This window comes from Streptomyces sp. NPDC051320, from assembly GCF_040682175.1.
In the GTDB taxonomy this organism is placed as follows: Bacteria; Actinomycetota; Actinomycetes; order Streptomycetales; family Streptomycetaceae; genus Streptomyces.
Window position 1 is genome coordinate 473,891 of sequence record NZ_JBFBAL010000003.1, and the last position, 25,878, is coordinate 499,768.

General features: G+C 67.2%; 21 protein-coding genes and 1 pseudogene. 3 read left to right on the plus strand and 19 right to left on the minus strand.

Translation table 11 applies throughout. The features are described from left to right. Nucleotides 1-147 precede the first annotated feature (147 nt). From AB0M87_RS09795 to AB0M87_RS09810, 4 genes are all read right to left on the minus strand, one after another. Nucleotides 148-1,023 (minus strand): carbohydrate ABC transporter permease, encoded by an 876-nt coding sequence (locus tag AB0M87_RS09795; protein ID WP_365851384.1) that lies wholly within the window; start codon nucleotides 1,021-1,023, stop codon nucleotides 148-150. A gap of 10 nt (nucleotides 1,024-1,033) precedes the next feature. Further along, nucleotides 1,034-1,990 (minus strand): sugar ABC transporter permease, encoded by a 957-nt coding sequence (locus tag AB0M87_RS09800; protein ID WP_365851385.1) that lies wholly within the window; start codon nucleotides 1,988-1,990, stop codon nucleotides 1,034-1,036. 70 nt (nucleotides 1,991-2,060) lie between these two features. Then, nucleotides 2,061-3,473: an extracellular solute-binding protein gene (locus tag AB0M87_RS09805; RefSeq protein WP_365851386.1), complete on the minus strand. Its 1,413-nt coding sequence runs from the start codon at nucleotides 3,471-3,473 to the stop codon at nucleotides 2,061-2,063. 125 nt (nucleotides 3,474-3,598) lie between these two features. Next, nucleotides 3,599-4,618, minus strand: a complete 1,020-nt coding sequence (locus AB0M87_RS09810) for a LacI family DNA-binding transcriptional regulator (protein ID WP_365851387.1) — start codon at nucleotides 4,616-4,618, stop codon at nucleotides 3,599-3,601. 88 nt (nucleotides 4,619-4,706) lie between these two features. On the opposite strand from AB0M87_RS09810, the gene AB0M87_RS09815 reads away from it, so the two are divergent. Then, nucleotides 4,707-6,341, plus strand: a complete 1,635-nt coding sequence (locus AB0M87_RS09815; RefSeq protein WP_365851388.1) for a sensor histidine kinase — start codon at nucleotides 4,707-4,709, stop codon at nucleotides 6,339-6,341. Nucleotides 6,342-6,366: 25 nt separating this feature from the next. Here AB0M87_RS09815 and AB0M87_RS09820 read toward each other — a convergent pair whose 3' ends face one another. From AB0M87_RS09820 to AB0M87_RS09830, 3 genes are all read right to left on the minus strand, one after another. Beyond that, nucleotides 6,367-7,398 carry an ABC transporter substrate-binding protein gene (locus tag AB0M87_RS09820; protein WP_365851483.1) on the minus strand — a complete coding sequence of 344 codons (1,032 nt, stop codon included), beginning with the start codon at nucleotides 7,396-7,398 and terminating at the stop codon, nucleotides 6,367-6,369. Between the two features lie 101 nt (nucleotides 7,399-7,499). After that, nucleotides 7,500-8,432: an ABC transporter permease gene (locus AB0M87_RS09825; protein ID WP_365851389.1), complete on the minus strand. Its 933-nt coding sequence runs from the start codon at nucleotides 8,430-8,432 to the stop codon at nucleotides 7,500-7,502. Next, on the minus strand, nucleotides 8,422-9,237 hold the full coding sequence (locus AB0M87_RS09830) for an ABC transporter ATP-binding protein (protein ID WP_365851390.1): 816 nt from the start codon (nucleotides 9,235-9,237) through the stop codon (nucleotides 8,422-8,424). The genes AB0M87_RS09825 and AB0M87_RS09830 overlap by 11 nt, the downstream gene beginning before the upstream one ends. A gap of 144 nt (nucleotides 9,238-9,381) precedes the next feature. Here AB0M87_RS09830 and AB0M87_RS09835 point away from each other — a divergent pair, with 144 nt between their 5' ends. After that, the gene (locus tag AB0M87_RS09835; RefSeq protein ID WP_365851391.1) at nucleotides 9,382-10,104 is read left to right on the plus strand and encodes a response regulator; all 723 of its coding nucleotides are present in this window, start codon (nucleotides 9,382-9,384) and stop codon (nucleotides 10,102-10,104) included. Here the strand turns inward: AB0M87_RS09835 and AB0M87_RS09840 are convergent. The 6 genes and pseudogenes from AB0M87_RS09840 to AB0M87_RS09865 all read right to left on the minus strand — a co-directional run bounded on the left by AB0M87_RS09840 (nucleotide 10,078) and on the right by AB0M87_RS09865 (nucleotide 16,851). Beyond that, the gene (locus AB0M87_RS09840) at nucleotides 10,078-11,670 is read right to left on the minus strand and encodes a cation acetate symporter (protein WP_365851484.1); all 1,593 of its coding nucleotides are present in this window, start codon (nucleotides 11,668-11,670) and stop codon (nucleotides 10,078-10,080) included. The genes AB0M87_RS09835 and AB0M87_RS09840 overlap by 27 nt on opposite strands. A gap of 11 nt (nucleotides 11,671-11,681) precedes the next feature. Beyond that, nucleotides 11,682-12,152, minus strand: coding sequence for a DUF485 domain-containing protein (locus AB0M87_RS09845; RefSeq protein WP_365851392.1), 471 nt, complete (start codon nucleotides 12,150-12,152; stop codon nucleotides 11,682-11,684). Nucleotides 12,153-12,249: 97 nt separating this feature from the next. Further along, nucleotides 12,250-12,927: a response regulator transcription factor gene (locus AB0M87_RS09850; RefSeq protein WP_365851393.1), complete on the minus strand. Its 678-nt coding sequence runs from the start codon at nucleotides 12,925-12,927 to the stop codon at nucleotides 12,250-12,252. Beyond that, nucleotides 12,924-14,071, minus strand: a pseudogene (locus AB0M87_RS09855) (sensor histidine kinase). The gene AB0M87_RS09850 and the pseudogene AB0M87_RS09855 overlap by 4 nt, the downstream one beginning before the upstream one ends. Then, complete coding sequence (locus tag AB0M87_RS09860; protein ID WP_365851394.1) at nucleotides 14,068-14,589, minus strand: DUF1453 domain-containing protein; 522 nt, start codon at nucleotides 14,587-14,589, stop codon at nucleotides 14,068-14,070. Before AB0M87_RS09860 ends, AB0M87_RS09855 begins: the two are co-directional and overlap by 4 nt. A 141-nt stretch (nucleotides 14,590-14,730) precedes the next feature. Then, nucleotides 14,731-16,851: a DNA topoisomerase IV subunit B gene (locus AB0M87_RS09865; RefSeq protein ID WP_365851395.1), complete on the minus strand. Its 2,121-nt coding sequence runs from the start codon at nucleotides 16,849-16,851 to the stop codon at nucleotides 14,731-14,733. Between the two features lie 431 nt (nucleotides 16,852-17,282). Here AB0M87_RS09865 and AB0M87_RS09870 point away from each other — a divergent pair, with 431 nt between their 5' ends. Beyond that, nucleotides 17,283-17,513, plus strand: coding sequence for a hypothetical protein (locus AB0M87_RS09870; RefSeq protein ID WP_365851396.1), 231 nt, complete (start codon nucleotides 17,283-17,285; stop codon nucleotides 17,511-17,513). Between the two features lie 471 nt (nucleotides 17,514-17,984). On the opposite strand, the gene AB0M87_RS09875 is transcribed toward AB0M87_RS09870, so the two are convergent. From AB0M87_RS09875 to AB0M87_RS09900, 6 genes are all read right to left on the minus strand, one after another. Then, on the minus strand, nucleotides 17,985-19,538 hold the full coding sequence (locus tag AB0M87_RS09875; RefSeq protein ID WP_365851397.1) for an RNA polymerase sigma factor: 1,554 nt from the start codon (nucleotides 19,536-19,538) through the stop codon (nucleotides 17,985-17,987). 333 nt (nucleotides 19,539-19,871) lie between these two features. Next, complete coding sequence (locus tag AB0M87_RS09880; protein ID WP_365851398.1) at nucleotides 19,872-20,759, minus strand: FadR/GntR family transcriptional regulator; 888 nt, start codon at nucleotides 20,757-20,759, stop codon at nucleotides 19,872-19,874. 160 nt (nucleotides 20,760-20,919) lie between these two features. Then, nucleotides 20,920-22,737 carry an ATP-binding cassette domain-containing protein gene (locus AB0M87_RS09885; protein ID WP_365851399.1) on the minus strand — a complete coding sequence of 606 codons (1,818 nt, stop codon included), beginning with the start codon at nucleotides 22,735-22,737 and terminating at the stop codon, nucleotides 20,920-20,922. Nucleotides 22,738-22,836: 99 nt separating this feature from the next. After that, nucleotides 22,837-23,619 carry an NUDIX domain-containing protein gene (locus AB0M87_RS09890; RefSeq protein ID WP_365851401.1) on the minus strand — a complete coding sequence of 261 codons (783 nt, stop codon included), beginning with the start codon at nucleotides 23,617-23,619 and terminating at the stop codon, nucleotides 22,837-22,839. Between the two features lie 46 nt (nucleotides 23,620-23,665). Beyond that, nucleotides 23,666-24,961: a DUF4192 domain-containing protein gene (locus AB0M87_RS09895; protein WP_365851402.1), complete on the minus strand. Its 1,296-nt coding sequence runs from the start codon at nucleotides 24,959-24,961 to the stop codon at nucleotides 23,666-23,668. A 273-nt stretch (nucleotides 24,962-25,234) separates the two neighbouring features. Then, on the minus strand, nucleotides 25,235-25,396 hold the full coding sequence (locus AB0M87_RS09900) for a hypothetical protein (protein WP_365851403.1): 162 nt from the start codon (nucleotides 25,394-25,396) through the stop codon (nucleotides 25,235-25,237). Between the last annotated feature and the right edge of the window lie 482 nt (nucleotides 25,397-25,878).

Below are 25,878 nucleotides of genomic sequence, written 5' to 3' on the forward strand. Positions count from 1 at the left end.
CGACGGAGTGCTCAGAGAGGTGTGCTCAGAGAGGTGTGCTTCGGGAAGGGCCGCTCAGGAAGCGTGTTCCGGGTGCGCGGCCCGGGTGCGGTGGTCCGGGTGCGCGGTCCGGGTGCGCGGTCCGGGTGCGCGTTCCGGGTGCGGCGGTCAGCCCTTGAGGCTGCCCGCGGTCAGGCCGCTCATGATGTTGCGCTGGAAGATCAGGAAGATGATCAGCGTCGGTGCCGACGCCATGGCGAGTGCGGCGATGAGCCAGTTCTCCGGCACCCCCTGGGCCAGCGAGTAGATGCCTACGTTCAGGGTCTGCTTGCCCGGGTCGGGCAGCGTGAGCATCGGCCAGAGGAAGTCCTTCCAGACCCCGACGACCGCGAAGATCGAGACCACGCCCAGGATGGGACGGGATATCGGCAGCACCACGGAGCGCAGGGTCCGCAGGGGCGAGGCGCCGTCGATGGACGCCGCATCAAGCAGCTCCCGCGGGATCGAGTCGAAGAACCGCTTCAGCAGGAAGATGTTGAAGGCGTTGGTGACCGAGGGAAGCCAGATCACCCAGGGCGAGTTCAGCAGATTGCGCTGGAAGATCGGCACGTCGAGAACCGTGAGGTACTGCGGCACGACGAGCACCGTCGCGGGAATCATCAGCGTCGCCAGCATCATGCCGAGGATGACCTTGCCGAGGACGGGCCTCAGCTTGGACAGCGAATAGGCCGCAGCGACGTCGAAGACGAGTTGGAAGGCCAGTGCGCCGAAGGCGTAGTAGAGCGTGTTGAGGAGCAGCTTGGACAGCTGCATCACCTTCCACGCATGCGAGTAGTTCTCCGGATGGAAGCTCTTGGGGACTGTAGTGGGCGGCGACTGCGCGAACTCCTGCGCGGTCTTCAGGCCCCCGGTCACCATCCAGTACAGCGGGCCGAGGAAGACCAGAGTGAACAGCAGCACCACCAGGGTCAGAACGGTCCAGTAGACGGTCTTGCCCCGGGGGCGACCCAGTTGTGCCGGTGAGATCAGAGTGCGCTCTGCCATCGTCGTACTCCTAGCTCTCGCTGTCGCGGCTGAGTCGGACGTACGCCGCCGAGAAGCCGGCCAGCAGCACGAGCAGGACCAGGCCGAGGGCGGCGGCGCCGCCGTAGTTGTTGAAGTTGAAGGCGTACTGGTAGATGAGGTAGACGACGGTGGTCGTCGAACCCTCCGGGCCGGCGCCGTTGGTCAGCAGGAAGGGCTCGGTGAAGACCTGCATGGTCGCGATGATCTGCATCAGCAGGAGCAACGAGAGGATCAGCCGGGTCTGCGGGATCGTGACATGCCAGATCTTGCTGAGGAGCCCGGCTCCGTCGAGCTCGGCCGCTTCGTACAGCTCACCGGGTATGCCCTGCAGCGCGGCGAGGTAGATCAGGGTCGCGCCGCCCATGTTCATCCAGGTCGCGGCGATGACCACGGAGAGCATCGCGGTGCTCGTGGACTGGAGCCATTGCTGTTCGGGCAGATGCAGAAAGTGCAGGACACCGTTGAAGAGTCCGTATCCGGGGTCGTAGAAGTACTTGAAGAGCAGGACCGAGGCGACCGGCGGCAGCATGACGGGCAGGTAGACCAGCAGGCGCAGGAACCCCTGGGCGTGCCGGAATTCGTTGATCACGATAGCGATGACGAACGGGACAAGGAAGCCGAGGAGCAGCGCCAGGGCGGTGAAGAGCAGGGTGTTGCGCCAGGCCTGCCAGAAGGCCGGGTCGTGGAACACGTACTCCAGGTTGTCCAGACCGACCCAGGTCGTTTTTCCTGCTTCGGTCTTCTGGAAGGCCAGGAGGAATTCCCTGACCATCGGGTACCACGAGAAGAACGCGAAGCAGAGCACGGCGCCGATCAGGAAGCCGTGCGCCGAGAGGTTGCGGCGTACACTGCGGACGAACACCTCACGACGTGCTTCCGGTGGCGGGCCGTCATGGTGCGGCGGCTGCGTCTGCTTGCTGCTCACGGGCAGGGTGGGGGCCGACATGGTCTCTCCTTGGCGCCGGGTCCGGTCGGGTCCGGGCCGGGACCGCGAAGTCCCGGCCCTTGTCGGTCTCTTACTGGTTCGCCAGGACCTGGTTGACCTGCTGCTCGGCGGTGGAGAGCAGTTTGCCGATGTTCGCGTTCTTGTTCGTCAGGACGCCCGACATCGCGTTGTCGAGGACCTTGTAGATCTCCTGCGCCTTGGCCGGCTCGGCCTTGCCCTTGACCGGGTTGTCCATGAAGGGCTTGAAGTTCTCGACCGGCATGGTGGCGTTGTCGGTGCGGGACTGCAGGTCCTTCGCCTTGATGTCGCCGGTCCAGAAGTTCGGCTGCGGCAGTCCCACGGGCAGCGCGTCGGACTTCGAGCGCGCCCAGTCGAACTGCCCCTTGCCCGGGGTGAGTGTCTTGAAGTTCACCCAGGCGATGGCGGCCTTGATCTTGTCCGGGGAACTGCCCTGCTTGAACATGTAGTCGTTGCCGCCGAAGAGCGTGGCGTGCCCGCCGGGGATCGGTCCCATACCGTAGTTCTCGTACGTGGCGCCGAGCTGCTGGACCATGTACGTGAGGTCGTCCGGGGCGGCGAGGAACATCCCGAGCTTGTCGGTGGACATCTGCTTCTGCAGATCGCCCCACTTCAGCAGCTGGGTCTTGCCCATGCTGTCGTCGTCCCAGCGCATCGCCTTGAGGTTCGACAGGACCTGCTTGCCGATGTCGTCGTTGAAAGCCGCCTTGCTGCCGTCCGGCGTGACGACGTCGCCCCCGAGGCCGTACATCTCCGCGGTGAAGTGCCAGCCGCCCTGGTTGGTCGCGCTGTAGTCGCCGTACCCGGCGACGCCTTTGCCGAGACCTGCGATGGCCTTGGCGTCCTCGCGGACCTCGTCCCAGGTCGTCGGCGGCTTGTTCGGGTCCAGCCCCGCCTGCTTGAAGAGCTTGCGGTTGATCATCAGGCCCATGGTGTAGTTGCTGGTGGGCAAACCGTAGAGCTTGCCGTCCTTCTTGAGGACGCTCATCACGTCGGGGTCGATGCCGGCCAGCGCCGGGACGGTCTTCGCGTTCACATACGCCGAGATGTCGGCGGCGCCGTTGTTGTCCAGCACCTGCTGAAGATCAGTGAAGTACGTGTAGAAGACATCGGGCTGCGACTTGCCCTTCAGCGCCGCGGTGAAGCGGGTCGGCTCCTCGCACTGGCCCGGCGTCGACTTTCCTTCGATCTTGACGTTCGGGTACTGCTTGTTGAACGTCTTGACGTCTTCCTTCCACTCGCGCAGCTCAGCGGCTTTCGCGGTCGGCGGCATGCAGTCCATGGTCAGCGTGACCTTGGTCTTCGGATCGAGCGGAGCGGACGGGTCGGAGCTGCCGCCGCCTGATGCCTTGCTCTCATCGCTGCTGCTGGTGCCGCAAGCGGCAAGCGCGGTCAGTGCGAGAGCGGAGACAAGGGCCGCCGCCGTTGTACGGCGGTGGGTCGGGCGGAACCAGGTGCTTCTCATCGATGGTCCCCTTGTGGGCAAGTGCGCGGGAAGCCCACAACTGCGTCGCTGTGGGGCGGCGCAAACTCAACCACCGACAACCGCGCTCCGCAAGATGTCGCGCAGATTCCGCAAATATTTGACAATCAGCGGGCTCCCGGCCGTGACACCTGCGCGGTGGATCCGCGCACCACGAGTTCAGGTTCGAAGAGCAGCTCGTCCGAGGGCACCGCAGCGCCTCCGATCTGCACGGACAGCAGTTCCACAGCGGCTCGGCCCATCGCTTCGATGGGCTGGCGGACGGTGGTCAGCGGCGGATCCGTGCAGTTCATGAATGCCGAATCGTCGTAGCCGACGATCGAGACGTCCTTCGGCACCGCCAAGCCCCGCCGACGGGCGGCGCGCACGGCTCCGAGCGCGAGCGGGTCGCTCGCGCAGATGACTCCGGTGACCCCCTGATCCAGCAGCCGGGTCGCCGCGGCCTGACCGCCTTCCAGCGAGAACATGGCACGCACGACGCGCTCGTCGGGCAGTTCGGCGCCGAGTTCGGCCGCGATCGCCCGCGCGGCATCGAGCTTGCGCATGGACGGCACGTGGTCGTTCGGTCCGAGCACCAGACCGATCCGCTCGTGCCCCAGCGAGGCGAGATGACGCCAGGCCTGGTCCAGCGCGACCGCGTCGTCGCAGGAGACACCCGGGAAACCGAGATGGGCGATGGCCGCATTGATCAGCACCACCGGAATCCTGCGGTCCGCGAGCACCTTGTAGTGGTCGTGCGCGGCGTCCAGCTGGTGGTAGAGACCGCCGGCGAAGACCACGCCGGAGACCTGTTGCTCCAGAAGCAGCTCCACGTAATCGGACTCGGACACCCCTCCCTTGGTCTGGGTGCACAGCACCGGCGTCAGCCCCTGCTGCGCGAGGGCTCCGCCGACCACTTCGGCGAAGGCGGGGAAGATCGGGTTCTGGAGTTCCGGCAGCACCAGGCCGACCAGCCGGGCACGTTCACCCCGCAGCTGGGTCGGTCGCTCGTAGCCCAGGACGTCGAGGGCGGAGAGAACAGCCTGCCGAGTGGCCTCGGAGACTCCGGGCCGACCATTGAGCACCCGGCTGACGGTGGCCTCGCTGACCCCCACCTTCCGGGCTACCTGTGCAAGTCGTCGCGTCATGCGCGCAAGATTAGCGCAAGTGACGCAAGCGGTTTGCGTAACAGGGGAATCTTCCGGTTGTCGCCCCGGCCCTCTACCGTTCGTCCACATGAACACCGGACAGCCCAGGAGGCTCCGCATCGGCCTGCCTCAGCGTGTCTTCTCCCAGGTACTGCTGATGCAACTGGCCATAGCGGGCGGAGTCGCCGTACTGGCCACCGGTCTCTTTCTGCGTCCGCTCAGCGCGCAGCTCGACCAGCAGGCCATGCGGCGTGCCCTCTCGATCGCTGAGACCACCGCCTCACCGGCGATCGCCGAGGAGCTTCTCACCACGCCGCCCACGGTGGACGGCCCGGTGCAGGCCGACGCCGAGCGGATCCGTAAGGCGACCGGGGCGGAGTACATCGTCATCTGCGACCGCCATAGCGTGCGCTGGTCGCACCCCACCCTCTCCGAGATCGGCCGACCCGTCTCCACCAGCGCCGCCGTGCCGCTCTCCGGCCACGAGGTGATGGAGATCGATACCGGTACCCTGGGCCGCTCCGCCCGTGGCAAGGTGCCGCTCCGCGATGCCCGGCACCGGATCGTCGGCGTGGTCTCGGTGGGCATCAAGTACGACAGCGTGCGCGGCCACCTGGTCTCGATGGTTCCCGGCCTGCTCGCCTATGCCGGCGGCGCGCTCGCCGCCGGGGCGCTGGCCGCATACCTGATCTCGCGCCGTCTCCAGCGACAGACGCACGACCTGGCGTTCTCGGACATCGCGGCGCTGCTCGCGGAGCGCGAGGCGATGCTGCACGGCATCCGGGAGGGCGTCGTGGCGCTCGACCGGGGAGACAGGATCCGGCTGATGAACGACGAGGCCCAGCGGCTGCTGAACCTCGGCCCGCAGGCCATCGGGCTGCCCCTCGCCGAGGCGCTCGGCGAGGGACGCATAGCCGACGTGCTGGCCGGGCGGGTCACCGGCGACGATCTGCTGACCGTGCGCGGCCGGCGGGTGCTGGTCACCAACCGGATGCCGACCGACGACGGCGGTGCGGTGGCCACCCTCCGCGACAGGACCGAACTCGAACAACTCGGCCGCGAGCTCGATTCCACCCGCGGGCTGATCGACGCGCTGCGTGCCCAGGACCACGAGCACGCCAATCGGCTGCACACCCTCCTCGGCCTCCTCGAACTGGAGAAGCACGAGGAGGCGACGGACTTCATCACCGAAGTGGTCGGCGTGCACCGCACCACGGCGGAGCAGATCACCGAAAAGATCCACGACCCGCTGCTGGCAGCTCTGCTCGTCGGCAAGGCCACCGTCGCGGCGGAGCGCGGTGTCTCGCTGCGGCTCACCCCCGACACGCTGCTGCCCGACCGACTGGTGGACCCGCAGGGTCTGGTGACGATCGTCGGCAACCTGGTGGACAACGCCCTGGACGCGGTGTCCGCGACGGCGGGCGCCCAGGTCGAGGTGGAACTCCACGCTCAGGGGCGTAGCGCGGTACTGCGGGTCAGCGACAGCGGCGCCGGGATCCCCGAGAGCCAGCGCGAACTGATCTTCACGGAGGGCTGGTCGACCAAAAAGCCGCCTGCCCACGGCAAGCGCGGACTGGGGCTGGCCCTGGTCCGCCGACTCGCCGAGCGACAGGGCGGCAGCGCTCGGGTGGGCGAGAGCACGGACGGCGGAGCCCTGTTCACGGTCGTACTCCCGGAGGCACTGAGCGAGCCGGGACTCACCGCGGTGGGTGATGTGCGGTGAACCCCGGCCCCTCAGCGACTTCCGGCTAGTGGGCCTTCTTGGCGAACTCCGTCGTGTACGTCTTGCTGAGGTCCACCGTGGCGTTCTTGAGGTTGGGGTTGAAGGCCTTGAGGACCCTCTCGACCGTTTCCGGGCCGTTGGCGGGCATCACGCCGTCCTTGGTGAACATCGGCAGCGTCGACTTGATGGACTGCGCGTAGAGGGCCTTGCCGCCCTGTGCGTAGTCGGCCGGCATCTTCGCCGCAATCTCCTCCGGCGAGTGCGACGACATCCACTTCAGAGTCTTCACGAAGGCGTTCGCCAGCTTCTGCACCGTCTCCTTGTGCCCGTTGACCCACTCGGTGTTCATGTACAGGCTGGACGAGGGGTACGGGCCGCCGAGCGCCGCCTGTGAGCCCGCAGGCGTACGCATGTCGAGCAGTACCTTGCCGAGCTTCTGGTCCAGGATGTTCGCGACCGTCGGGTCGGTCGTCATCCCGCCCTGGATCGAGCCCTGCTTCAGCGCGGCCACGAACGTCTGCCCCGCGCCCACGGCGACCGGCGTGAACTCACTGGTCTTCACGCCGTTGTGGACCGCGAGGTACTTGGTGAGGAAGTCGGTGGACGAACCGAGACCGGTGACACCGAGCTTCTTGCCCTTGAAGTCCTTGGAGCTGGTGACGTCCCCGGCGGCCTGGTTGGAGACCATCTCGACCTCGCCGGGCGCATGCGACAACTGCACCACGGACTCCACATGCTTGCCCTTGACCTGAAGATCGAGGGTGTGGTCGTAGAAACCGACGGTGCCCTGAACATCACCCGAGACGAGTGCGGTCTCGGCCTGCACACCGGCCGGCTCGGTCAGCAGCGAAACGTCGACACCCTCGTCCTTGAAGTAGCCGAGCCGCTGGGTGAGCATCGCCGGCAGGTAGATGACCTTGTCGAGGCCGCCCACCATGATCTTGACCTTGTTGGCGTTCTTGCCCTCGCCCGCGGAGTCACCTCCGCAGCCGGTCAGCGCGGTGAGCGCGAGCACACCCGTTACCGCCGCCGCTGACACCTTCATGATGCTGCGCACATTCATCACGTCCCTGTGATCTACAAAATGAGTCGATTGGTGAACCGATGGGCCGATTCGTACCTCGTACGGGGCGGAGCGAGGCGCCCGCTGCTCTGCGCTCAGCGCTCGCTGCCGGCCTCGACGGGCCGCCACTTGAACAGGCGCCGCTCGGCGAAGGTGAGCAAGCCTTCGGTGAGCAGTGCCACGACCGCGAGGATCACCATCGCGGCGTAGACGCCGGCGGCGTTGAAGGTGCTCTGAGAGGCGGACACCAGCAGCCCGAGGCCCTTGGTCGCGCCGATGTACTCACCGACGATCGCGCCGATCAGCGCGAAGCCGAAGCTGACGTGGAGGCTGGTGAAGATCCAGGAGGTGGCGGAGGGGATGACCACCTGAAAGGTGACCCGCCGATTGCTCGCGCCCAGGATCCGGGCGTTGGCGACCAGGTTCCGGTCAACCTCCTTGGCGCCCTGGAAGGCGTTGAAGAAGACCGGGAAGAAGACCAGCACGACGGCGGAGGCGATCTTCGAGGTGGTGCCGAGCCCGAACCAGATGAGGAAGATCGGCGCCAGCACGATGCGCGGGATGGCATTGAGCACCTTGATGTACGGACCGAGTACATCGGAGAGGAAGCGGATCCGGCCGAGCGTGATGCCCAGGATCACACCGGCGATCACACCGACGATCCAGCCGACGAGGGCCTCGTACATCGTGTACCAGATCTGTTCCCAGAGGGAGCCCTGGGCGGTGCCGTGCAAGGCCCAGGACTGGATCTGGTCCCAGATCTTGGAGGGCATCGAGAAGTTGAAGGTGTCGATGACCCCGGCCCGGGCCAGCACCTCCCACAGGCCGATGACCGCGACCAGCAGTACGGCGCGGCTCGCGTACACCAGGAAGCGCCGGTTGCGGGCGGCCCGCTGACGTTCCTGGGTCCGGCCCGACCTCTTGTTCAGTGCCGGTGCCGGATCCAGGGCCGACCCTGCGACGCCCGGCTGGGTGGTCGTTCCTGTCGTGACGGTGGCCTTCGCGGCCGACTCGGTCTCAGGCGGCATTGACGGCACCTCGCTCACGCGTAATACGGACTTCCTCGCCGAGCGAGGACCAGATCTCCCGATAGATCTCGATGAACCGGGGCTCCAGTCGGACGGTCTCGACCTTGCGCGGCCTCGGCAGATCGATCTCGAAGACCTGCTTCACGGTCGCGGGACCCGCCGTCATCACGACCACCTTGTCGGCGAGCGCGATGGACTCCTCCAGGTCGTGTGTGACGAAGACCACAGATGACCCGGTGCCCGACCACAGTTCCAGCAGTTCGTCCGACATCAGCGCCCTGGTCTGGACGTCGAGCGCGGAGAACGGCTCGTCCATCAACAGGATTTCGGGGTCGTTCACCAGGGTCGCCGCGAGTGCCACCCGCTTGCGCTGTCCGCCGGAGAGCTGGTGGGGGTAGCGGTCCTCGAAGGACGACAGGCCTACCCGGGCCAGCCACTCACGGGCCTTCTCCTTCGCCTCGCCCTTCGGCGTCCCACGGAAGATCGGGCCCGCCATGACGTTCGACAGCACGGTTCGCCAGGGAAAGACGGCGTCCTGCTGAAAGACGAACCCGACCTTGTCGCCGATACCGCGGACCGGTTCACCGGCCACCAGTACCTCGCCCTCGGTGGGCTCCTCCAGACCGCTGACCAGGGTCAGCGTGGTGGACTTGCCGCAGCCCGTGGGCCCGACGACGGCCACGAACTCACCGCGGCCGACGGTGAGGTCCAGATCTCGTACCGCGGTGTGCGGCACGCCCGACGGGGTGCGGAAAATCTTGCTGGCGCCCCGCAGCTCAATGGCGGGGCTGTTGTCTGTGCTCATGGACCGGGACCGTAGATGTGGCAGACACCACAGCGGCAGTCTTGTAGGCACAAGGCAGTCTTGTGCCTGCAAGAGACTGTTGTGCTCGTTTTGCGCACGCTACAACTACGACGTTGCAACAACGCCCTAACAGAGAGCGGCCCGATGATTGATGTACTGGTGGTCGATGACGACTTCCGTGTCGCTGAGATCAACGCTGCGTATGTGTCGAGGGTTCCCGGCTTCCGTGTCGTCGCCCGTGCGCACAGCGCCGCCCAGGCGATGGCGGCACTGGAACGCGAGCGGATCGATCTGGTGCTGCTCGACCACTACCTGCCGGACGAAACGGGCCTCTCGCTGGTCCAGCGGATGCGCCAGCTCGGCCATCACACGGATGTGATCATGGTGACGGCGGCCGGAGATGTGGCGACCGTGCAGGCCGCCATGCGGCACGGCGCCCTGCACTACCTGGTCAAACCGTTCACGTTTTCCGTGCTGCGCTCACGTCTGGACAGCTATGCCGCGCTCCGCCGCACGGTGAGCCGGGTGGGTGGCAGCGGGCAATCGGCCGGCCAGGAGCAGGTGGACCGGATCTTCGGCGCGCTGCGCACCGCAGGGCCCGCTGCCTCGTCCGGGCTGCCCAGCGGGCACTCGGTACCGACGTCCGAGCTGATCCGCGAGGTGCTGAGCGGTTCCGGGCAGCCGTTGTCGGCCCACGAGGTGGCGGCACGGACGGGCCTGAGCCGCTCCACCGCGCAGCGCTACCTGCGCCAGCTGGAGCAGACGGGACGACTGCGCCTGACACTGAGGTACGGCGACACCGGACGGCCCGAGCACCGCTACGCCTGGGCCGTGCCCGGCTCAGACGGCCCCGGCGCCGGTCAGTGACCGGACCTCCGTCTCGGCGTGCCTGACTGCGTCCGGCGGCTCGTCGGAGGTGACAGTGCCCAGCCAGCCCGCCAGGAAGCCGAGTGGAATGGAGACCAGGCCCGGATTCTCCAGCGGGAAGAACTGGAAGTCCACGCCCGGGAAGAGCGATCCCGGGCTCCCGGAGACAACGGGTGAGAGCGTCACAAGGATGACTGCGGGGACCAATCCTCCGTAGACCGCCCAGACCGCGCCCCGGGTCGTGAAGTTCCGCCAGAACAGCGAGTACAGCAGCACGGGCAGGTTCGCGGAGGCGGCCACCGCGAATGCCAGGCCGACCAGGAACGCGACGTTGAGGTCCTTCGCCAGCAGCCCGAGGGCGATCGCGACGGAGCCGATTCCCACCGCCGCGAACCTGGCCACCGCCACTTCGCTGTGCTGCCGGGCATGGCTGCGCTTGAGTGTGGCGTACAGGTCATGAGCGACGGACGCCGAGGATGCGAGCGTGATTCCGGCGACCACGGCCAGAATGGTGGCGAAGGCGACGGCAGCGACCACGGCGAAGAGCACGGTGCCGCCGGTCGAACCCGCTCCCCCGCCGACTTCGAGCGCGAGCAGGGGGACCGCGGTGTTGCCTGCGGGGTTCGCCGCCTTCACCTGGTCCGTGCCGACCAGCGCCGCCGCGCCGAATCCGAGCACGATCGTCATCAGGTAGAAGCCGCCGATCAGCCCGATGGACCAGACGACCGAACGTCGTGCGGCCCGGGCGGTGGCCACCGTGTAGAAGCGCGACAGGATGTGCGGCAGGCCTGCCGTACCGAGGACCAGGGCGAGTCCCAGGCTGATGAAGTCGAACCGCGAGGTCCAGTCCCCGCCGTATCGGAGGCCCGGAGCCAGGAAGCTCTTCCCGTGGCCGCTGTGGTCCGCGGCGGAGCTCAGCAGCTGATTGATGTTGCCGTGGAAGCGGACCAGGACGAGCACGGTGAGCAGAATCGATCCGGCCAGCAGCAGCACTGTTTTGATGATCTGGATCCAGGTGGTGGCTCGCATTCCGCCGAGGGTCACATAGATGACCATCAGAGTTCCTACGCCGATCACGGTCCATGCCTGGGAGGCCCCGCTGTCGCCCCCGAGCAGCAGGGAGACCAGGCTGCCCGCGCCGACCATCTGCGCCACCAGGTAGAGCACGGACACGGTGACCGACGAGGACCCCACCGCGATCCGGACAGGACGTTCTCTCATGCGGGCCGCGACCACGTCGGCGAGGGTGAACCGGCCGCAGTTCCGGACCAGTTCGGCGACCAGCAAGAGGACGACGAGCCAGGCGACGAGGAAGCCGACCGAGTAGAGCATGCCGTCGTAGCCGAAGAGCGCGATCAGTCCGGAGATGCCGAGGAAGGAGGCGGCCGACATGTAGTCCCCCGCGATGGCGAATCCGTTCTCCATCGGGGAGAACAGCCGGCCGCCCACATAGAACTCCTCCGCGGAGCCATGCCGGTTGCGACTCACCCAGGTGGTGATCGCAAGCGTCGCTGCGACGAACGCGCTGAACAGCAACAGGGCCAGCGTCTGGTGCTGCGTGGTGATCGTCTCGCTGCTCAACGGTGGGTCCCCCGTGTCAGTTCCTGCGTGTCCCAGCGGAGCTCGAGCGCGGTCCGGTCCCTGCGCAGGCGGGCATGACGGGTGTAGGCCCAGGTCAGCAGAAAGGTGGAGAGAAACTGCCCGAGGCCCGCCAGCATCGCCACATTTACCGCTCCGGTCACCGGGCGGGCCATGAACTCCGGTGCCGTCGTGGCCAGCACGACATACGCCAGGTACCAGGCAAAGAACGCGAGCGACGCGGGAATGACGAACCCCCGGTAGCGGCTGCGCACTTCCTGGAAGGCTGCGCTGCTCTGCACCGCCAGATAGATGTCGGCCGTGCTCGGGCTGTCCGCCGGCATTGTCTGTGCCGGTACAGCCGCGGGTGCGCCGCTACCGTCCAACTCGCCCCAGCCGGCGGCCAGCGCGTCGTACCAGGGGTCGTCGAGCCGCACCTCAGCGGCGTCGAGCCCTTCGTCCTTGTCCACCGAACACCCTCTCCCTGTGCGCAACCGCTGCGGTCGCGTGCCCAAGGATGGGTATTCCGAGGCACTTCCTATCCCCTATCGCCCCCTCTTCACCCCATTAGGTGACGGATGTACCGGGTGGGAGTGCAAGACCCTCCTTGTAGGCGTATCGCATGGCCTGCACCCGGTCGCGCACCCCTGTCTTGGCGAAGAGGTTGTTGATGTGTGTCTTCACCGTGGCCGGGGAGATGTGCAGGGCACGCGCGATCTCCGGATTGGAGAGCCCTTCGGCGATCAGGGCCAGAATCTCGGCTTCGCGCCGGGTGAGCCCGTCAGGCAGTTCTCCGGACCCCTGGACCTCATGCACGGGCGAAGCTGCCGTGACCCGCTCGACCAGCAGCCGCTGCACGCTGGGCGAGAGTCCCGCCTGCCCCGCCATGACGTTCTCGACGGCCCGGACGATCTCGTCGCCCCCGGCGTCCTTGGTGAGGTAGCCACGGGCCCCGGCCCGCAGCGCGGCAAAGAGTGAGTCGTCGTCCGAGAACGTCGTGAGCACAACCACTTGGGTGGACGGGTGCTCGGCCCGGATCCTGCGGGTGGCCTCCACACCGTCGCAGCGGGGCATCCGCAGATCCATCAGGACCACATCGGGGGCATGTTCGGCGACCAGCGCCACCGCGTCCAGTCCGTCCCTCGCCGCGCCGACGACCTCGATTCCGGGCAGCAGTCCCAGCAGCATCACAATGCCCTCGCGCACGACGGACTGGTCGTCAGCCACCACAACCCGAGCCGTCATGCCGGCACCCTCAGCCTCACAAGGAAGCCCTCCTCGTCCGGTCCTGCCTCCAGGGTCCCGCCGAGCAGTTCGGCGCGCTCCTGCATTCCGAGCAGACCGTAACCCGAGCCACTGACAGCCAGTTCGTCCACCGACGTCGTGGCACCTGAATCCCGGATCTCCAAGACGATCTCATCGGAGAGATACTCGAGCCGCGCCCGGACCTCGGAACCCGGCGCATGTTTGCGTACGTTCGTCATGGCCTCCTGAGCCACTCGACGCACCGCCTGAGAAGCCTCTGCGGGCAGCGGACGGTGTTCTCCCGCCACCGCGAGGCGTGCGCCGCCGACCACCTCCTGCGGAACTCCTCAACCGGTGTCATCTCGCCGCGCAGGGCGGACAGCGCCTGCCGGGTCTCGGCCAGCCCTTCCCGTGCCATGCCCCGGGCAGCCACCACGCGCTCCAGGATCTGCTCACGTCCCGCGTCCCGCTCGATGAGAAGCCGGGCGGCCTCCAGGTGCACCAGCTGGGCGGACAGGCTGTGTGCGAGGACGTCATGGATCTCCCGGGCGATCCGGGAACGCTCGCCCAGCGCGGCCGACTCGGCCTTCGCCGCCAGCGCGGCCCGCTCCTGTTCGCGCAGTCGCTCCGCGGCGCCCCGCGCCTCGCCGTCGAGACGCAGCACATAGCCGCCGAGAGCCAGCCCCGCGGTGGTGATCGCCGTCGTCAGCAGGGCGTCGCTGTTCAGCAGGGCGTATGCACAGAGCGCGGTGGCGGTGCAGGGGAGAGCCGCCGCGAGGGGCAGCCGCTTGAGCGCGCTGATCGCGCAACCGCACCACAGAACCGTCGCGGTAACGGAGAATCCCGTCTGCTGCGCGGCGACAGCCGCGCCCATCAGTACGGCCAGCAGCCCCACCGAGCGCCAGAGCCGGTGTTCCAGACTCGTCCGGTAGAAAGCCCAGACGACGAAGGCGCAGCCCACCACGCCCGCCACAGCGCCGGCCACGATCCAGTCGCTGACGTCGTCCCTGGTGAGAGCGCCCCAGATCAACACCCCGAGGCCGACGAGCCGCATGCCTCGCGCGAAATCACGACGAGGCTTGGTCAGGCCGCTCTGGGACAGCGCTTCGCGGGAGGGCCAACTCGTCCAGGCACTCGGCGTCATACGGGGTCCTTCCAGGCCGGCTCCGGCGATCCGGGGGCAGCAACACCGTACGACGGCCGAATTTGCCCGGCCCGCCACACCAGCACCCCCGACCGGACGAGCAAGGAGGCCGCCAACGCAAGCAGCAGCGCTCCCGAACCCAGCTTCACGCCCGCCAATGCCGCGATACCGGCCACTCCCAGCCGTATGCCAATTCCGAGCACCCACACGGCAGCGGTTGCCTTCGTGCCCCTGGCCCAGGCTGAGCCGTCGGGCTCGGTCCACACCTTGGTCGTCCAGGCCCAGGCCGCCCCCATGGCCAGCCCGGTGAGCAGCTCAGCCGCTACCAGCACGACGGACGCGGTGCGGTGATGCGCATCGAGCAGAGCATGCTGGCGCAAGGTGAAGAAGACCAGCACCGCCGGGATCAGCCACCAACGCCTGTCGTGCGCGATCTGCTGCGGTCGGAACTGCCGCACAAGCACCAGCGCGATGACCGCGACAATCACCAGGGCATCGGTGAATGTGGACGCTGACATGGGGAGCCTCCGTGAGCGGGGAAGGATTACGCCTTAGACGCTACGGAAAAGTCCTGGTCAGCAGATCGGAGCAGAGGTGGACCGTGGGTGGAGATGTGTCTCCACCCACGGGTGGACGTCCCGCGTATAAGTGGCCGGGACTCAGGCGTCGATGCGCGAGCGGTCCAGTGTCGCGGCCGAGCTGGTGATGAACTCCTTGCGCGGCGCGACCTCGTTGCCCATCAGCAGATCGAAGACTTGTTCCGAGGTTTCCAGATCACCGATGTTGATCCGCCGCAGCGTACGGAAGCGCGGATCCATGGTGGTCTCCGCCAACTGGTCGGCGTCCATTTCGCCCAGACCCTTGTAGCGCTGGATCGAGTCCTTGATGCGGACGTTCTTGCGCTGGAACTCCAGCAGCTTCTGCCGCAGCTCGTTGTCGGAGTACGTGTACACGTACTTGTCCTGGCCCTTCTTCGGCTGTACGAGCTCGATCCGGTGCAGCGGCGGAACCGCTGCGAAGACCCGGCCCGCTTCGACCATCGGCCGCATGTAGCGCTGGAAGAGCGTGAGCAGCAGGATGCGGATGTGCGCACCGTCCACGTCGGCGTCGACCAGCAGCACGATCTTGCCGTAACGCGCCGCGTCGATGTCGAAGGTTCGGCCGGACCCCGCTCCTATGACCTGGATGATGGCACCGCACTCGGCGTTCTTCAGCATGTCCGAGACGGAGGCCTTCTGGACGTTGAGAATCTTGCCGCGGATCGGCAGCAACGCCTGGAATTCGGAGTTCCGGGCGAGCTTCGCCGTACCGAGCGCGGAATCTCCCTCCACGATGAAGAGCTCGCTGCGCTCCACATCGTCGCTGCGGCAGTCGGCGAGTTTGGCCGGCAGCGACGAGGACTCCAGTGCGGTCTTGCGGCGCTGCGCGTCCTTGTGCTGGCGGGCCGCGATGCGCGTACGGGCCGCGGCCACGGCCTTTTCGAGGACAGCTCGGGCCTGCGCCTTGGCGTCACGCCGGGTGGAGGTCAGGAAGGCCTTGAGCTCTTTGGCGACAACATTGGCGACGATTCGGTTGGCCGCAGAAGTGCCGAGCACCTCCTTGGTCTGGCCCTCGAACTGGGGTTCCGCGAGGCGCACGGTCACCACTGCGGTCAGCCCCTCCAGGGCGTCGTCCTTGACGATGTCGTCCTCGGCCACCCGCAACAGCTTGGCGGAGCGCAGCACCTCGTTGACGGTCCTGGTGAGGGATCGCTCGAAGCCGGACACATGCGTGCCGCCCTTGGGCGTGGCGATGATATTGACGAAGGACTTGACCGTCGTGTCGTAACCGGTACCCCAGCGCAGTGCGATATCCACGCCGAGTTCCCGGCTGACCTCGGTGGCCGTCATGTGGCCGCGGTCATCGAGTACCGGGACGGTCTCCTTGAAAGTGCCCTGTCCGGTGAGACGCAGCACATCGCACACTGCCTTGTCCTGGGCCAGGTACTCGCAGAACTCGCTGATCCCGCCGTCGAAACGAAAGGTCTCCTCCGACGTGCCCGCACCGTCCAGTCCGCGCTCATCACGTACCACAAGCGTCAGACCCGGCACCAGGAAGGCCGTCTGGCGGGCCCGCTGGTACAGATGATCCAGCGAGAGCTTCGCGTCTTTGAGGAAGATCTGCTGGTCGGCCCAGTAGCGGACCCGGGTGCCGGTTCTGGTCTTGGGTACCCGCTTGCCCTTGCGCAGGCCGTTGGCCGGGTCGAAGGGGCTGCCGGGGCCGTCCTCGGTGAACATGCCGGGAACCCCGCGGCGGAAACTGATGGAATGCGTGGCGCTATTACGGTCCACCTCGACGTCCAGCCGTGCGGACAGCGCGTTGACCACCGAGGCACCGACACCGTGCAGGCCGCCGGATGCCGCATAGGAGCCGCCGCCGAACTTCCCGCCGGCGTGCAGTTTGGTCATGACGACTTCGATGCCGGAGAGGCCGGTCTTGGGCTCGACGTCAACGGGGATGCCCCGTCCGTTGTCCCGGACCTCGACGGAACCGTCCTCATGGAGAATCACATCGATGTGATCGCAGTGCCCCCCGAGAGCCTCGTCGACCGAATTGTCGATGATCTCCCAGAGGCAGTGCATGAGCCCGCGGCTGTCGGTGGACCCGATGTACATGCCGGGCCGCTTACGGACGGCTTCGAGCCCTTCGAGTACGAGCAGGTGCCGCGCGGTGTAGTTGGAGCCATCACGGTCTGCTCCGCTCAGCAGCGCAGTGGACGGCACGGACGTATCGGCGGTCACGCGGTTCGCTCCTCGCTGAATTTACTTTGGGGCCCAGTGGGTAAAGGCCGGGCGTCGGTCGCCCGTCAGAGGGTACCGAGCCCTGGTAGAGCCGTTGTTACGCCACCCTAGAAGACTTCCGCCCCAAACCAGCACCGTACACTTGTTCGATCCCTCCTTGGAGTGAAGCGCACATCACGTTCCCTTCGAGGCATGAACCATTTAGGCTCCGGGCACGTCCTCATCAACAACCGGCAGCCAGCCGGGAGGGCACAAGAAGACAAGCAACGCGAAACCGTAAAGCCAGCGCAATACGGCTCATTCGCCGCCAACCGGCAGCTGACGGCCACCTTGACAAAAAGTTTCGAGGAAAAGCCGAGAGCGGGAACGTTTTCGGCCTGGTTGGATGTTGACCCTGGTACGACAGCTCGTCGAGCTAGAGAAGAGGCGACGTGACTACTGTTCTGACCCCCGCGAGCCCGCTGACGGCCGCTGACCGCTGCGACCGATGCGGCGCCCAGGCATACCTGCGCGTCGTGCTGGCCAGCGGCGGCGAACTGCTCTTCTGCGCCCACCACGGTCGCAAGTTCGAGCCGGAACTCAAGAAGATCGCCGCGGACATACAGGACGAGACGGACCGCCTGACGGCCGTCCCGGGCCATTCCGAAGAAGAGGATCGCTGATACCTCGAACCCACGACGAGCCAGGGACCGGACTGAATCCGGTCGACGGGCGGCCTTGCCTGGAAGCAGGAGAGGTCGCCCGTTCTCATGTCCGGCTACGGCCCCGGCTTCCCCAGGCCACCGCCACGGGCGTCCCAGCCCCCGCCGGGAGCCGTGTACACCGCTCCCTGTGCCACCCGGCCGCAGCCGCGCGCCTACGAGACCGCCTCCGGTAAGCCTCTCCTGGGCGACCAAGCCGACCACCGCTGTCGCCTTGACACACGCCCCCGGCACGTCTCCCGGCGCACAGCGCGTGCGGCCGGCTCTGCCGGCTCCTTCGCCGGCCACCCGGTTGGCATGCGGAACCGGCCCGCCCGAAGGCCCCCGAAGCGGTCCCGAACGACAGTCCCCGGCCCGTCCGGACATGACAGCAAGCAACGGGCCCGGGCACCCCACGAAGGGGGCCCGGGCCCGTTACGGCGCCGTGGAGGCTCAGTCGAGGTAGTCGCGCAGCACCTGCGAACGCGACGGGTGACGCAGCTTCGACATGGTCTTCGATTCAATCTGCCGGATGCGCTCCCGCGTCACACCGTAGACCTTGCCGATCTCGTCGAGCGTCTTCGGCTGGCCATCGGTGAGGCCGAAGCGCATCGACACCACACCGGCCTCGCGCTCGGACAGGGTGTCCAGGACCGAGTGCAGCTGCTCCTGGAGGAGCGTGAAGCTGACTGCGTCGGCCGGAACGACTGCCTCGGAGTCCTCGATGAGGTCTCCGAACTCGCTGTCGCCGTCCTCGCCCAGCGGGGTGTGAAGAGAAATCGGCTCCCGGCCGTACTTCTGGACCTCGATGACCTTCTCAGGGGTCATGTCGAGCTCCTTGGCCAACTCCTCCGGGGTGGGTTCGCGGCCCAGATCCTGGAGCATCTGGCGCTGGACGCGCGCAAGCTTATTGATGACCTCGACCATGTGCACCGGGATACGGATGGTACGGGCCTGGTCGGCCATGGCGCGGGTGATCGCCTGACGGATCCACCAGGTGGCATACGTGGAGAACTTGTAGCCCTTGGTGTAGTCGAACTTCTCGACCGCGCGGATCAGACCGAGGTTGCCCTCCTGGATCAGGTCCAGGAAAAGCATGCCACGACCGGTGTAACGCTTGGCGAGCGAGACGACCAGACGAAGGTTGGCCTCGAGGAGATGGTTCTTGGCGCGGCGGCCGTCCTCGGCGATGATCTCCAGTTCGCGCTTGAGTTTCGGCGCGAGCTTGTCGGAGTTTGCCAGCTTGTCCTCGGCGAAGAGCCCGGCCTCGATGCGCTTGGCGAGCTCCACCTCCTGCTCCGCGTTGAGAAGCGGAACCTTGCCGATCTGCTTCAGGTAGTCCTTGACCGGGTCGGCGGTGGCACCGGCGACGGCGACCTGCTGCGCGGGCGCGTCGTCCTCGTCGTCGTCGGAGAGAACGAAGCCCTTGGCCTCGCCGCCCTCTTCCTCTTCCTCGCCGGCCTTGGCCGCAGGGCTCTCCTCGGCCTCGTCTCCGTCGGGTGCCTCGTCGGCGTCCTTCTTGGAGGCGGTCTTCTTCGCCGCCGCCTTCTTGGCCACCGTCTTCTTCACAGCGGCCTTCTTCGCAGCCGCCTTCTTCACGCCCGACACCTTGGCCGGCTCTGCGTCTTCGACTTCTTCAGCGACGACGTCCACGCTCTCGGCGGCCGGTGCCGCACTGGCCGCCACTGTCTTCGCCGTGGCTGTCTTGGCCGCTACGGTCCTGGTGGCGGTGCGCTTCACCGGGCTCTTCGCTGCGACGCTCTTGCGGGTGCGCTTCGGCGACTCCGCGGCACTGACCATCAGAGTCACACCCTCTTCCTCGAGGATCTGGTTGAGGCTGCGCAGAACGTTCTTCCACTGGGTGGCCGGAATCTGGTCGGCCTCGAAGGCCCGGCGCACGTCGTCACCGGCGATCTGCCCATCAGCCTTTCCCCGCTCGATGAGCGCCATGACAGACTCGGACTCGGCGATCTCCGGCGGGAGAGTACGGGATGTGCTGGCCGACACGAACAACCTCTCGAAACGATGGAAACGGCTTCCGGTTCCGCCCCTGGCGGGTCAGGAACCGACGACCGCCGGCTGGGGATGTACCGACGGCGCGGGCTGAGCCTAGGAGCTGTACAGCGCCGTCAACGACGCTTGCATTCCCTCTTCGGCCATCACCTCTTAGGTCATCGCGTTGCTTCGAGGAGTGTTACGCCCAATCTGCGTGGCCCGAGTCACACCTCATTCACGACCGACCTCGCCATACGGGACATCTACCCACAATTATGTCGCCGGACCCCCGGGATCCGGCGACACGATTGCGTGCGTGGCTGCACCCCCGAGCTTGCGGCTCGATCAGTGCTCTCGCGGCGCAGGGACGACTCGCTCCACGTCCGGGTGAGCCGTGAGCAGCTGCCGCATGGCCGCCTCAGCAGCCTGGGGGTCATTCGCGGCCAGCGCATCAGCGATGCGCGCATGCTGGACGAGTGAGATCTCGGTCGGCCGCTCGCATCCGGTGGCGGGGCCACCCGAGACCTGCAGGGCGCCGGAGACGATGCCCGAGAGGTGCTCGAGCATCCGGTTGCCGGCGAGCTGGATGAGCAGGGAGTGGAACTCGGCGTCGGCGCGGGAGAAAGTGATCGAATCGCCCTGGGCGAGTGCATGGCTCATGATCTCCACCATGTCGGCGAGACGCTGCTGCACGTCCTCCCGACCATGCCCCGCGGCGAGACGCGCGGCCAGTGGCTCGATCGTCCAGCGGAGCTCACTCAGCTCACGGCGCTGGTCGTCCCGCTGCGGCCCGAAAGCCCGCCACTCGATAATGTCCGCGTCGAGGAGATTCCAGTCGCTGACCGGCCTCACCCTGGTCCCGACATTGGGTCGGGCGCTGACCAGGCCCTTGGCCTCGAGCACGCGCAGGGACTCCCGGACAACTGTGCGCGAGACTTCGAAGCGCTGGCCGATCTCCTCGGGAACGAGTGGGCGGTCCGCGCCGAGATCACCGGACACGATCATCTGTCCGAGCTGCTGAACCAGTTGACCGTGCAGTCCGCGGCCACGGCTGCTTGTGGCGCGGCGGCCGGCCCGGCCCAACTCGGCTTCGCCGCCGCCCCAGGAGGGGGCACCGACCCGGTCGACACCGGGCGTTTCGGCGTACGGGTAGCGGTCGCGTTCGCCCGGGCCCGCGAGGCCTGACTCGGCGGAACGGGCGGGGCTCATCATGGAGTGCGCAAGGGTAGTCACGCATCCTTTGTCGGCTTGGCTCAGGCCGCCCTTGAGGTCTTTGGTGAAAAGCACACGAAAGGGTGATCACCGATCTCCCTGTACTTGACGCCTTATCGGAAAGATGTGGGCATTCTCCGAGAAGTTGTGCGCAGTCCGCTGCGGAGAGGGCCCGTGTCTCTCACCAACGGGCCCTGCCACGAACGCCAGTGAACAGAAATGCGCAGAGGAGAACCGAGAGCGACAGTGCGAGCGCCGCCGCGACGGGCTGGGTCAGCAGGCGCAGGATTGCGATCATCCAACGGTCCGCCTGGTGCGGCCACTCCACCCAGGCCAGTTCGCGCAGTCTCGTCGGGAGACCGACGACCGAGCGCGCAGCCGGCCCCGCAATCGCCGCCTGCAGCAGCGGCACCATGACGACCGGCACCGCCAGCACAGCAGCCAGCCCGGCGGTGGTGCTTCGGAACACGCCCGCGCCCAGCAACCCCGCCCACGCACAGCCCACGGTCAGCCCTGCCCAACTGACCAGGAGGTGAAGCCAGTCCTGCGGAGGACCGGACAAATCTCCGCCGTACAGGAGGTGCAGAGTTGCGAGATCGGCAACTGCGGCTGTCACGGCGAGGAAGAGCGCAGTGCCGGCCGACACCGCGAGCTTGGCAGCCAACAGGCCGAAACGACGGGGCACGACACCTTGCCGAGCGGCAAGGGCGGGGTAGCGGTACTCGTCGCCGAAGGCGAGTGAGCCCAGCAGACCGGCCCCCAGCGCGGCGGGCGGCAACGGCAGAATCCGAGGCCATGCTGCCAGCAGTTGCGGCACCGGGGTCTGCCCCGACCTGCCCAGGAGCGCCGCCAGAACGGCAGAGAGGAAGAGGACCGCACCCGCGATGAGAAGCGGCACCCGCACACCGAAGAGCCTGTGCAACTCGTAGCGCATCGGTCTGACCGGACCGTGATCCGGACGGCGGACGATAGGTGGCGACGTATCGGCGCCGCCCTCGAAAACTCGCCCTGCCGGGACGAGGGCAGCCGGAGGCGCAGGGAGCGACTCGGAGACCTCGGCCCTGAGCGGTTCGCGCGTCAGGCGCTTCACGGACTCCGGGTGATGATCGTCAGGCAGACCCGGAGGCTTCATGTCGCCGGTCTCGTCTGCGAGCTGATGGACAGGAATCCCGTGTCGGAAGGCCGTGTCCCCGACCTCGGCGCAACTGCTGCCGTATACGGAGAGGCGGCTGCCGCTCTCGGTCACGACCTCCACGGAGCGCTGACTCGCGCGGGCCTCTCGGGTCAGGAAACCGGCGAGACGGGCCGTGTGCGGCGTGCGAACCGCGACCCGCGGACGGAGCCGGGTACGTGCGAATTCGGCAGCGTCCTGGTCCGCCACCAGGCGGCCGGAGTCGATGGTGACGACATGATCGGCGTAACGAGCGGCTGCCTTGGGGTCACTGGTCGTGTACAGAACGGTGCCGCCCTGGGCGGCATGGCTGCGGAGCAGACCGAACAGCCAGCCCGTGTCGCTGGGCGCAAGTCCTGCCACAGGCTCGTCGAGCAGCAGCGTGTGCGGATCGGCCAGCAACGCCGCAGCAAGCCCGAGCCTTCGGTCCATACCCAGGGACAGTGCGCCGACCCGGTGCCCGGCCAGCCCACCGAGGCCGACCATTTCCAGCAGCTCGTCCGCACGGCAGCCCCGCACCCCGGATGCCGCGCACAGCATGCGGAGCTGGTTGCGGACGGTGCGCGCCGGATGGCCGGGCACGTCGCCCAGCAGGATCCCTACCTCCCCCGCAGGAGAGGTGATGCGGTGCAGCGGAAGGCCGCGGAAGAAGGTGATGCCGCGTCCTTGCTCCAGCTCGAGCATCAGCCGCAGAGCCGTGGTCTTGCCGGCGCCGCGGGCCCCGAGAAGCGCGGTGACACACCCGGGGTCGGCCTGAAAGCTCAGATCCTCCACGGCGAGCCGGCGATCCCGGCGGTGGGTGCTGGTGAGTCCGATGGCCTGGAGCATCGCTTCTCTCGCGGGTGGCGGAACCGCCTGGCGGCAGCGTGGCTACCGCAGCAAGATAACGCGACATTCATGACTTTCCACGCAGGATCGCGGAGAAGATCAGACCTCCGGGCGAAGCATCGGGGGGTTGAGCAGCGTGGCACCCCCCGCACGGAACAGCTGAGCGGGCCGGCCTCCTTGACGCGTCGTGGTCCCTCCGGAAGGGACGAGGAAACCCGGCGTGCCGGTCACCTTGCGGTGAAAATTGCGAGGGTCCAGGACTACGCCCCATACCGCCTCGTACACCCGGCGGAGCTCACCAACGGTGAACTCCAGCGGACAGAAGGCAGTGGCGAGTGATGAGTACTCGATCTTGGAGCGCGCTCGCTCCACCCCGTCCGCAAGGATGCGCGCATGGTCGAAGGCCAGCGGAGCGGGCGCATCGCCGACTCCGCCGAGGTTGCTCTCCCATCCGAGCAGTTCCTCCACAGGCGCCCACCGGGCACTGTTGGCGTCGCCCCCCGCCCTGGGCGCGGGCAGATCGGGCGCCAGTGCCAGATGCGCCACGCTGACGACCCTCATCCGCGGGTCCCGCTCGGGATCGCCGTAGGTGCCGAGCTGTTCCAGGTGGGCACCATTCCCGGCGATCCGGCCCGGGCCCGGCACCGGCGTCGAGGGGTCGTGAGCGCACAGCCCCGTCTCTTCCGCCAGCTCCCTTGCGGCTGCGGCTCCAAGGTCCTCGTTCGCCTTGACGAAGCCGCCGGGCAGCGCCCACCGGCCCTGGAACGGCGCCTCCCCGCGGCGAACCACCAGTGCACACAGCGCATGGCGCCGCACAGTAAGAACAACCAGGTCGACGGTGACAGCAAAGGCCGGGAAGGCCGACGGGTCGTAAGGCGACATGGCGCGATCATAGTCGTCTCACTGACGATAAACACGCTTCCCGACGTCATCGCCCACTCCTCGTGCCACGCCGACCGCCGCGCCGGCCGGCACGGCCACGGGCCCCGGCATTGTCGGGACGGACGGCGCCCGATGGCCCGTCGCGACGGGTGTCAGGGGATTTCGGAGGCTTCCTTCCACCGGGCTCACCAGGCTGCCCTCGCTTTGCCATCCGTCCGCTGCGCTCCTTCCGCAGACAGTGCCGCAGCGCCTCGGGATCAAGTCCCTCGTTGCATGCCTGATGAAGAAGCCGGGCGAAGGTGTACTGCGGATCAAGACGCAAGGCCTGGCCGAGAGCAACCCGAGCGCCCGGTTCGTCGCCGGTCGACCAGGCCACCCAACCAGCCAGAGTGAGCGGCGCCGCACCGTACTCGGCATACGAACCGACACAACGACGTGACAGCGCGCGCCACAGCCGCAGAACCGAACCGGCGGCCGGGCCTTCCATCCATTCGGCCGCCCGGTCCCGCGTTGTACGGTCCTGCAGGCCCAGGAGAACCGCTGCCGCTTCCGCGTCAGTGATGAGCTCGTCATCAGCAGCGTCTGCCTGGGCCCAACCGGGCGACTGAGGAGTCTGCTCAATGCGGCGGACCAGGCGCCGGGCGGATTCCAGAGTCTCGTCACCCACCAGCTCGCGGTCCGCCCCGGCAAGGATCCTGGGCACGAGAACCGCAGCTGCCTCGTCCAACGCCCGTTCCTGTGACGTCGTACGTGGCCGCTGCCAAGGAGTCAGCCTGGCTTCCATCTCCTCGAGGGATCCGCGCACCTGAATGCCTGCATAGGCGGCAGCCGCGGCCATGACCGAAGTACCCGGCAGAGCCAGTGCGCCTCCCTCGGGCGGACAGCAGCGGGCATCCGGACAGCAGTACGACCAGAACCTGCCATCGGAAATGCACAGCGCTTCGGGCACCGGGACGTCGAGGGCGCCACATGCCGTGCGCAACTGCTGGGCGAAGGGGCGAAGCCGCTCCATGACGGCAGCGGGCGTTTCTCCCGCTGCCGGGTCCTGACAAAGAAAGACGATGACCCCCTCAGGGCGTGGACCGCGCCGCTCGCTGCCGCTGATCAAGCCTTCGGCAAGCTGCTCGGCGACCGGCTGCCACTCGCTCGGCGAAGGAGGAATTCCGACCCTGAGCCGGCCGCCGAAGCGACCCCTCCGGCCGTGCAGCGCGACCATCACCACCGAGTTACTGGGATGGAAACCCAGCAAATACGGGAGAGCATCGGCAAGTTCGGCGGGGCCACGCAGGGTGACCTGCTCCTGGGTGGACGAAGGACCGGCAGATTCGTGGTGCTCGTTCATGACTCGAAGATCCCGTGATTGCCCCGAGCCCGCGACCCCTGTGGATAACTTTATCCACAGGGCCGTGATCGGCAGTCGCGGATTGTCGGTGCCACCGGGTTGCATGGGAGCATGACCAACTCAGACCGTTCCGATCTCAGGGCATCGGCCAATGCCGTCCTGGCCCGTCTCGTCGGTGGGCCCACCGGATCCGCCGTGCTGCGCGAGGACCAGTGGCAGCGTAGACAGCGGGCCGCCGGTCCCCGTGCTGGAGAGCCGCCTTGCGGCCGCACCTCATAGTCTCTCCAACAGGCATTCGGCATCCGCGAGCCACACGCGTTCCCAGGGCCGGACGTCACGATGGCGCGGAGAGCAGTGGTCCACCACATCGACCGCCAGGTCGCCCAACTGCTGACCGAACACCGAACTCCGGTTCACCACCTGGGCCTTCACCATGACGGGCGTCACCGCTGAGCGCGACTTCCTCGTGCCGCCTACACGAATGGACCCTGCTCGGAGCGATCAGCCTGTTGCCCGCCTACAACCGACTGTCCGCGTCAGGTACCTGCTGTTGCACAGCTATGCCTCGGAAACTCCTTGGCTGGTTTTCTTTTCCGGAATCCGGAGGTAAGCAGGCGGAACCCTGGGCCGCACCACCCCTGCGCTACGGGCCGCAGCGTGACCGGTTCCGGGATCTTCCCGAACCGGTCGGAGACGCTCTGTTGACTGGTGATACAAGTAGCGGATCGCTCATCGTTCCGTGGCGATGACCGGCCGGTTTGGCCTGCTGCGGTGTTCAAAGAAATCGATCTGCATGACCCTCGACATCTGAGGATGGTCGCCGAACTTGTACGACCCGAATTATTGAACCAGAACCTGGCATGGAGTCGCAGGCCGGGCGACAGAACGCCGGCCACGAACATGCGAGGAAAGGGATG

Coding starts and splice junctions, on each gene's coding strand:
- AB0M87_RS09860 (WP_365851394.1), bottom strand. CDS start 14,589: ATGTCAGCGTCCACATTCACCGATGCCCTGGTGATTGTCGCGGTCATC.
- AB0M87_RS09900 (WP_365851403.1), bottom strand. CDS start 25,396: ATGGTGAAGGCCCAGGTGGTGAACCGGAGTTCGGTGTTCGGTCAGCAG.
- AB0M87_RS09835 (WP_365851391.1), top strand. CDS start 9,382: ATGATTGATGTACTGGTGGTCGATGACGACTTCCGTGTCGCTGAGATC.
- AB0M87_RS09810 (WP_365851387.1), bottom strand. CDS start 4,618: ATGACGCGACGACTTGCACAGGTAGCCCGGAAGGTGGGGGTCAGCGAG.
- AB0M87_RS09815 (WP_365851388.1), top strand. CDS start 4,707: ATGAACACCGGACAGCCCAGGAGGCTCCGCATCGGCCTGCCTCAGCGT.
- AB0M87_RS09825 (WP_365851389.1), bottom strand. CDS start 8,432: ATGCCGCCTGAGACCGAGTCGGCCGCGAAGGCCACCGTCACGACAGGA.
- AB0M87_RS09830 (WP_365851390.1), bottom strand. CDS start 9,237: ATGAGCACAGACAACAGCCCCGCCATTGAGCTGCGGGGCGCCAGCAAG.
- AB0M87_RS09885 (WP_365851399.1), bottom strand. CDS start 22,737: ATGCTCCAGGCCATCGGACTCACCAGCACCCACCGCCGGGATCGCCGG.
- AB0M87_RS09895 (WP_365851402.1), bottom strand. CDS start 24,961: ATGAACGAGCACCACGAATCTGCCGGTCCTTCGTCCACCCAGGAGCAG.
- AB0M87_RS09850 (WP_365851393.1), bottom strand. CDS start 12,927: ATGACGGCTCGGGTTGTGGTGGCTGACGACCAGTCCGTCGTGCGCGAG.
- AB0M87_RS09890 (WP_365851401.1), bottom strand. CDS start 23,619: ATGTCGCCTTACGACCCGTCGGCCTTCCCGGCCTTTGCTGTCACCGTC.
- AB0M87_RS09795 (WP_365851384.1), bottom strand. CDS start 1,023: ATGGCAGAGCGCACTCTGATCTCACCGGCACAACTGGGTCGCCCCCGG.
- AB0M87_RS09805 (WP_365851386.1), bottom strand. CDS start 3,473: ATGAGAAGCACCTGGTTCCGCCCGACCCACCGCCGTACAACGGCGGCG.
- AB0M87_RS09800 (WP_365851385.1), bottom strand. CDS start 1,990: ATGTCGGCCCCCACCCTGCCCGTGAGCAGCAAGCAGACGCAGCCGCCG.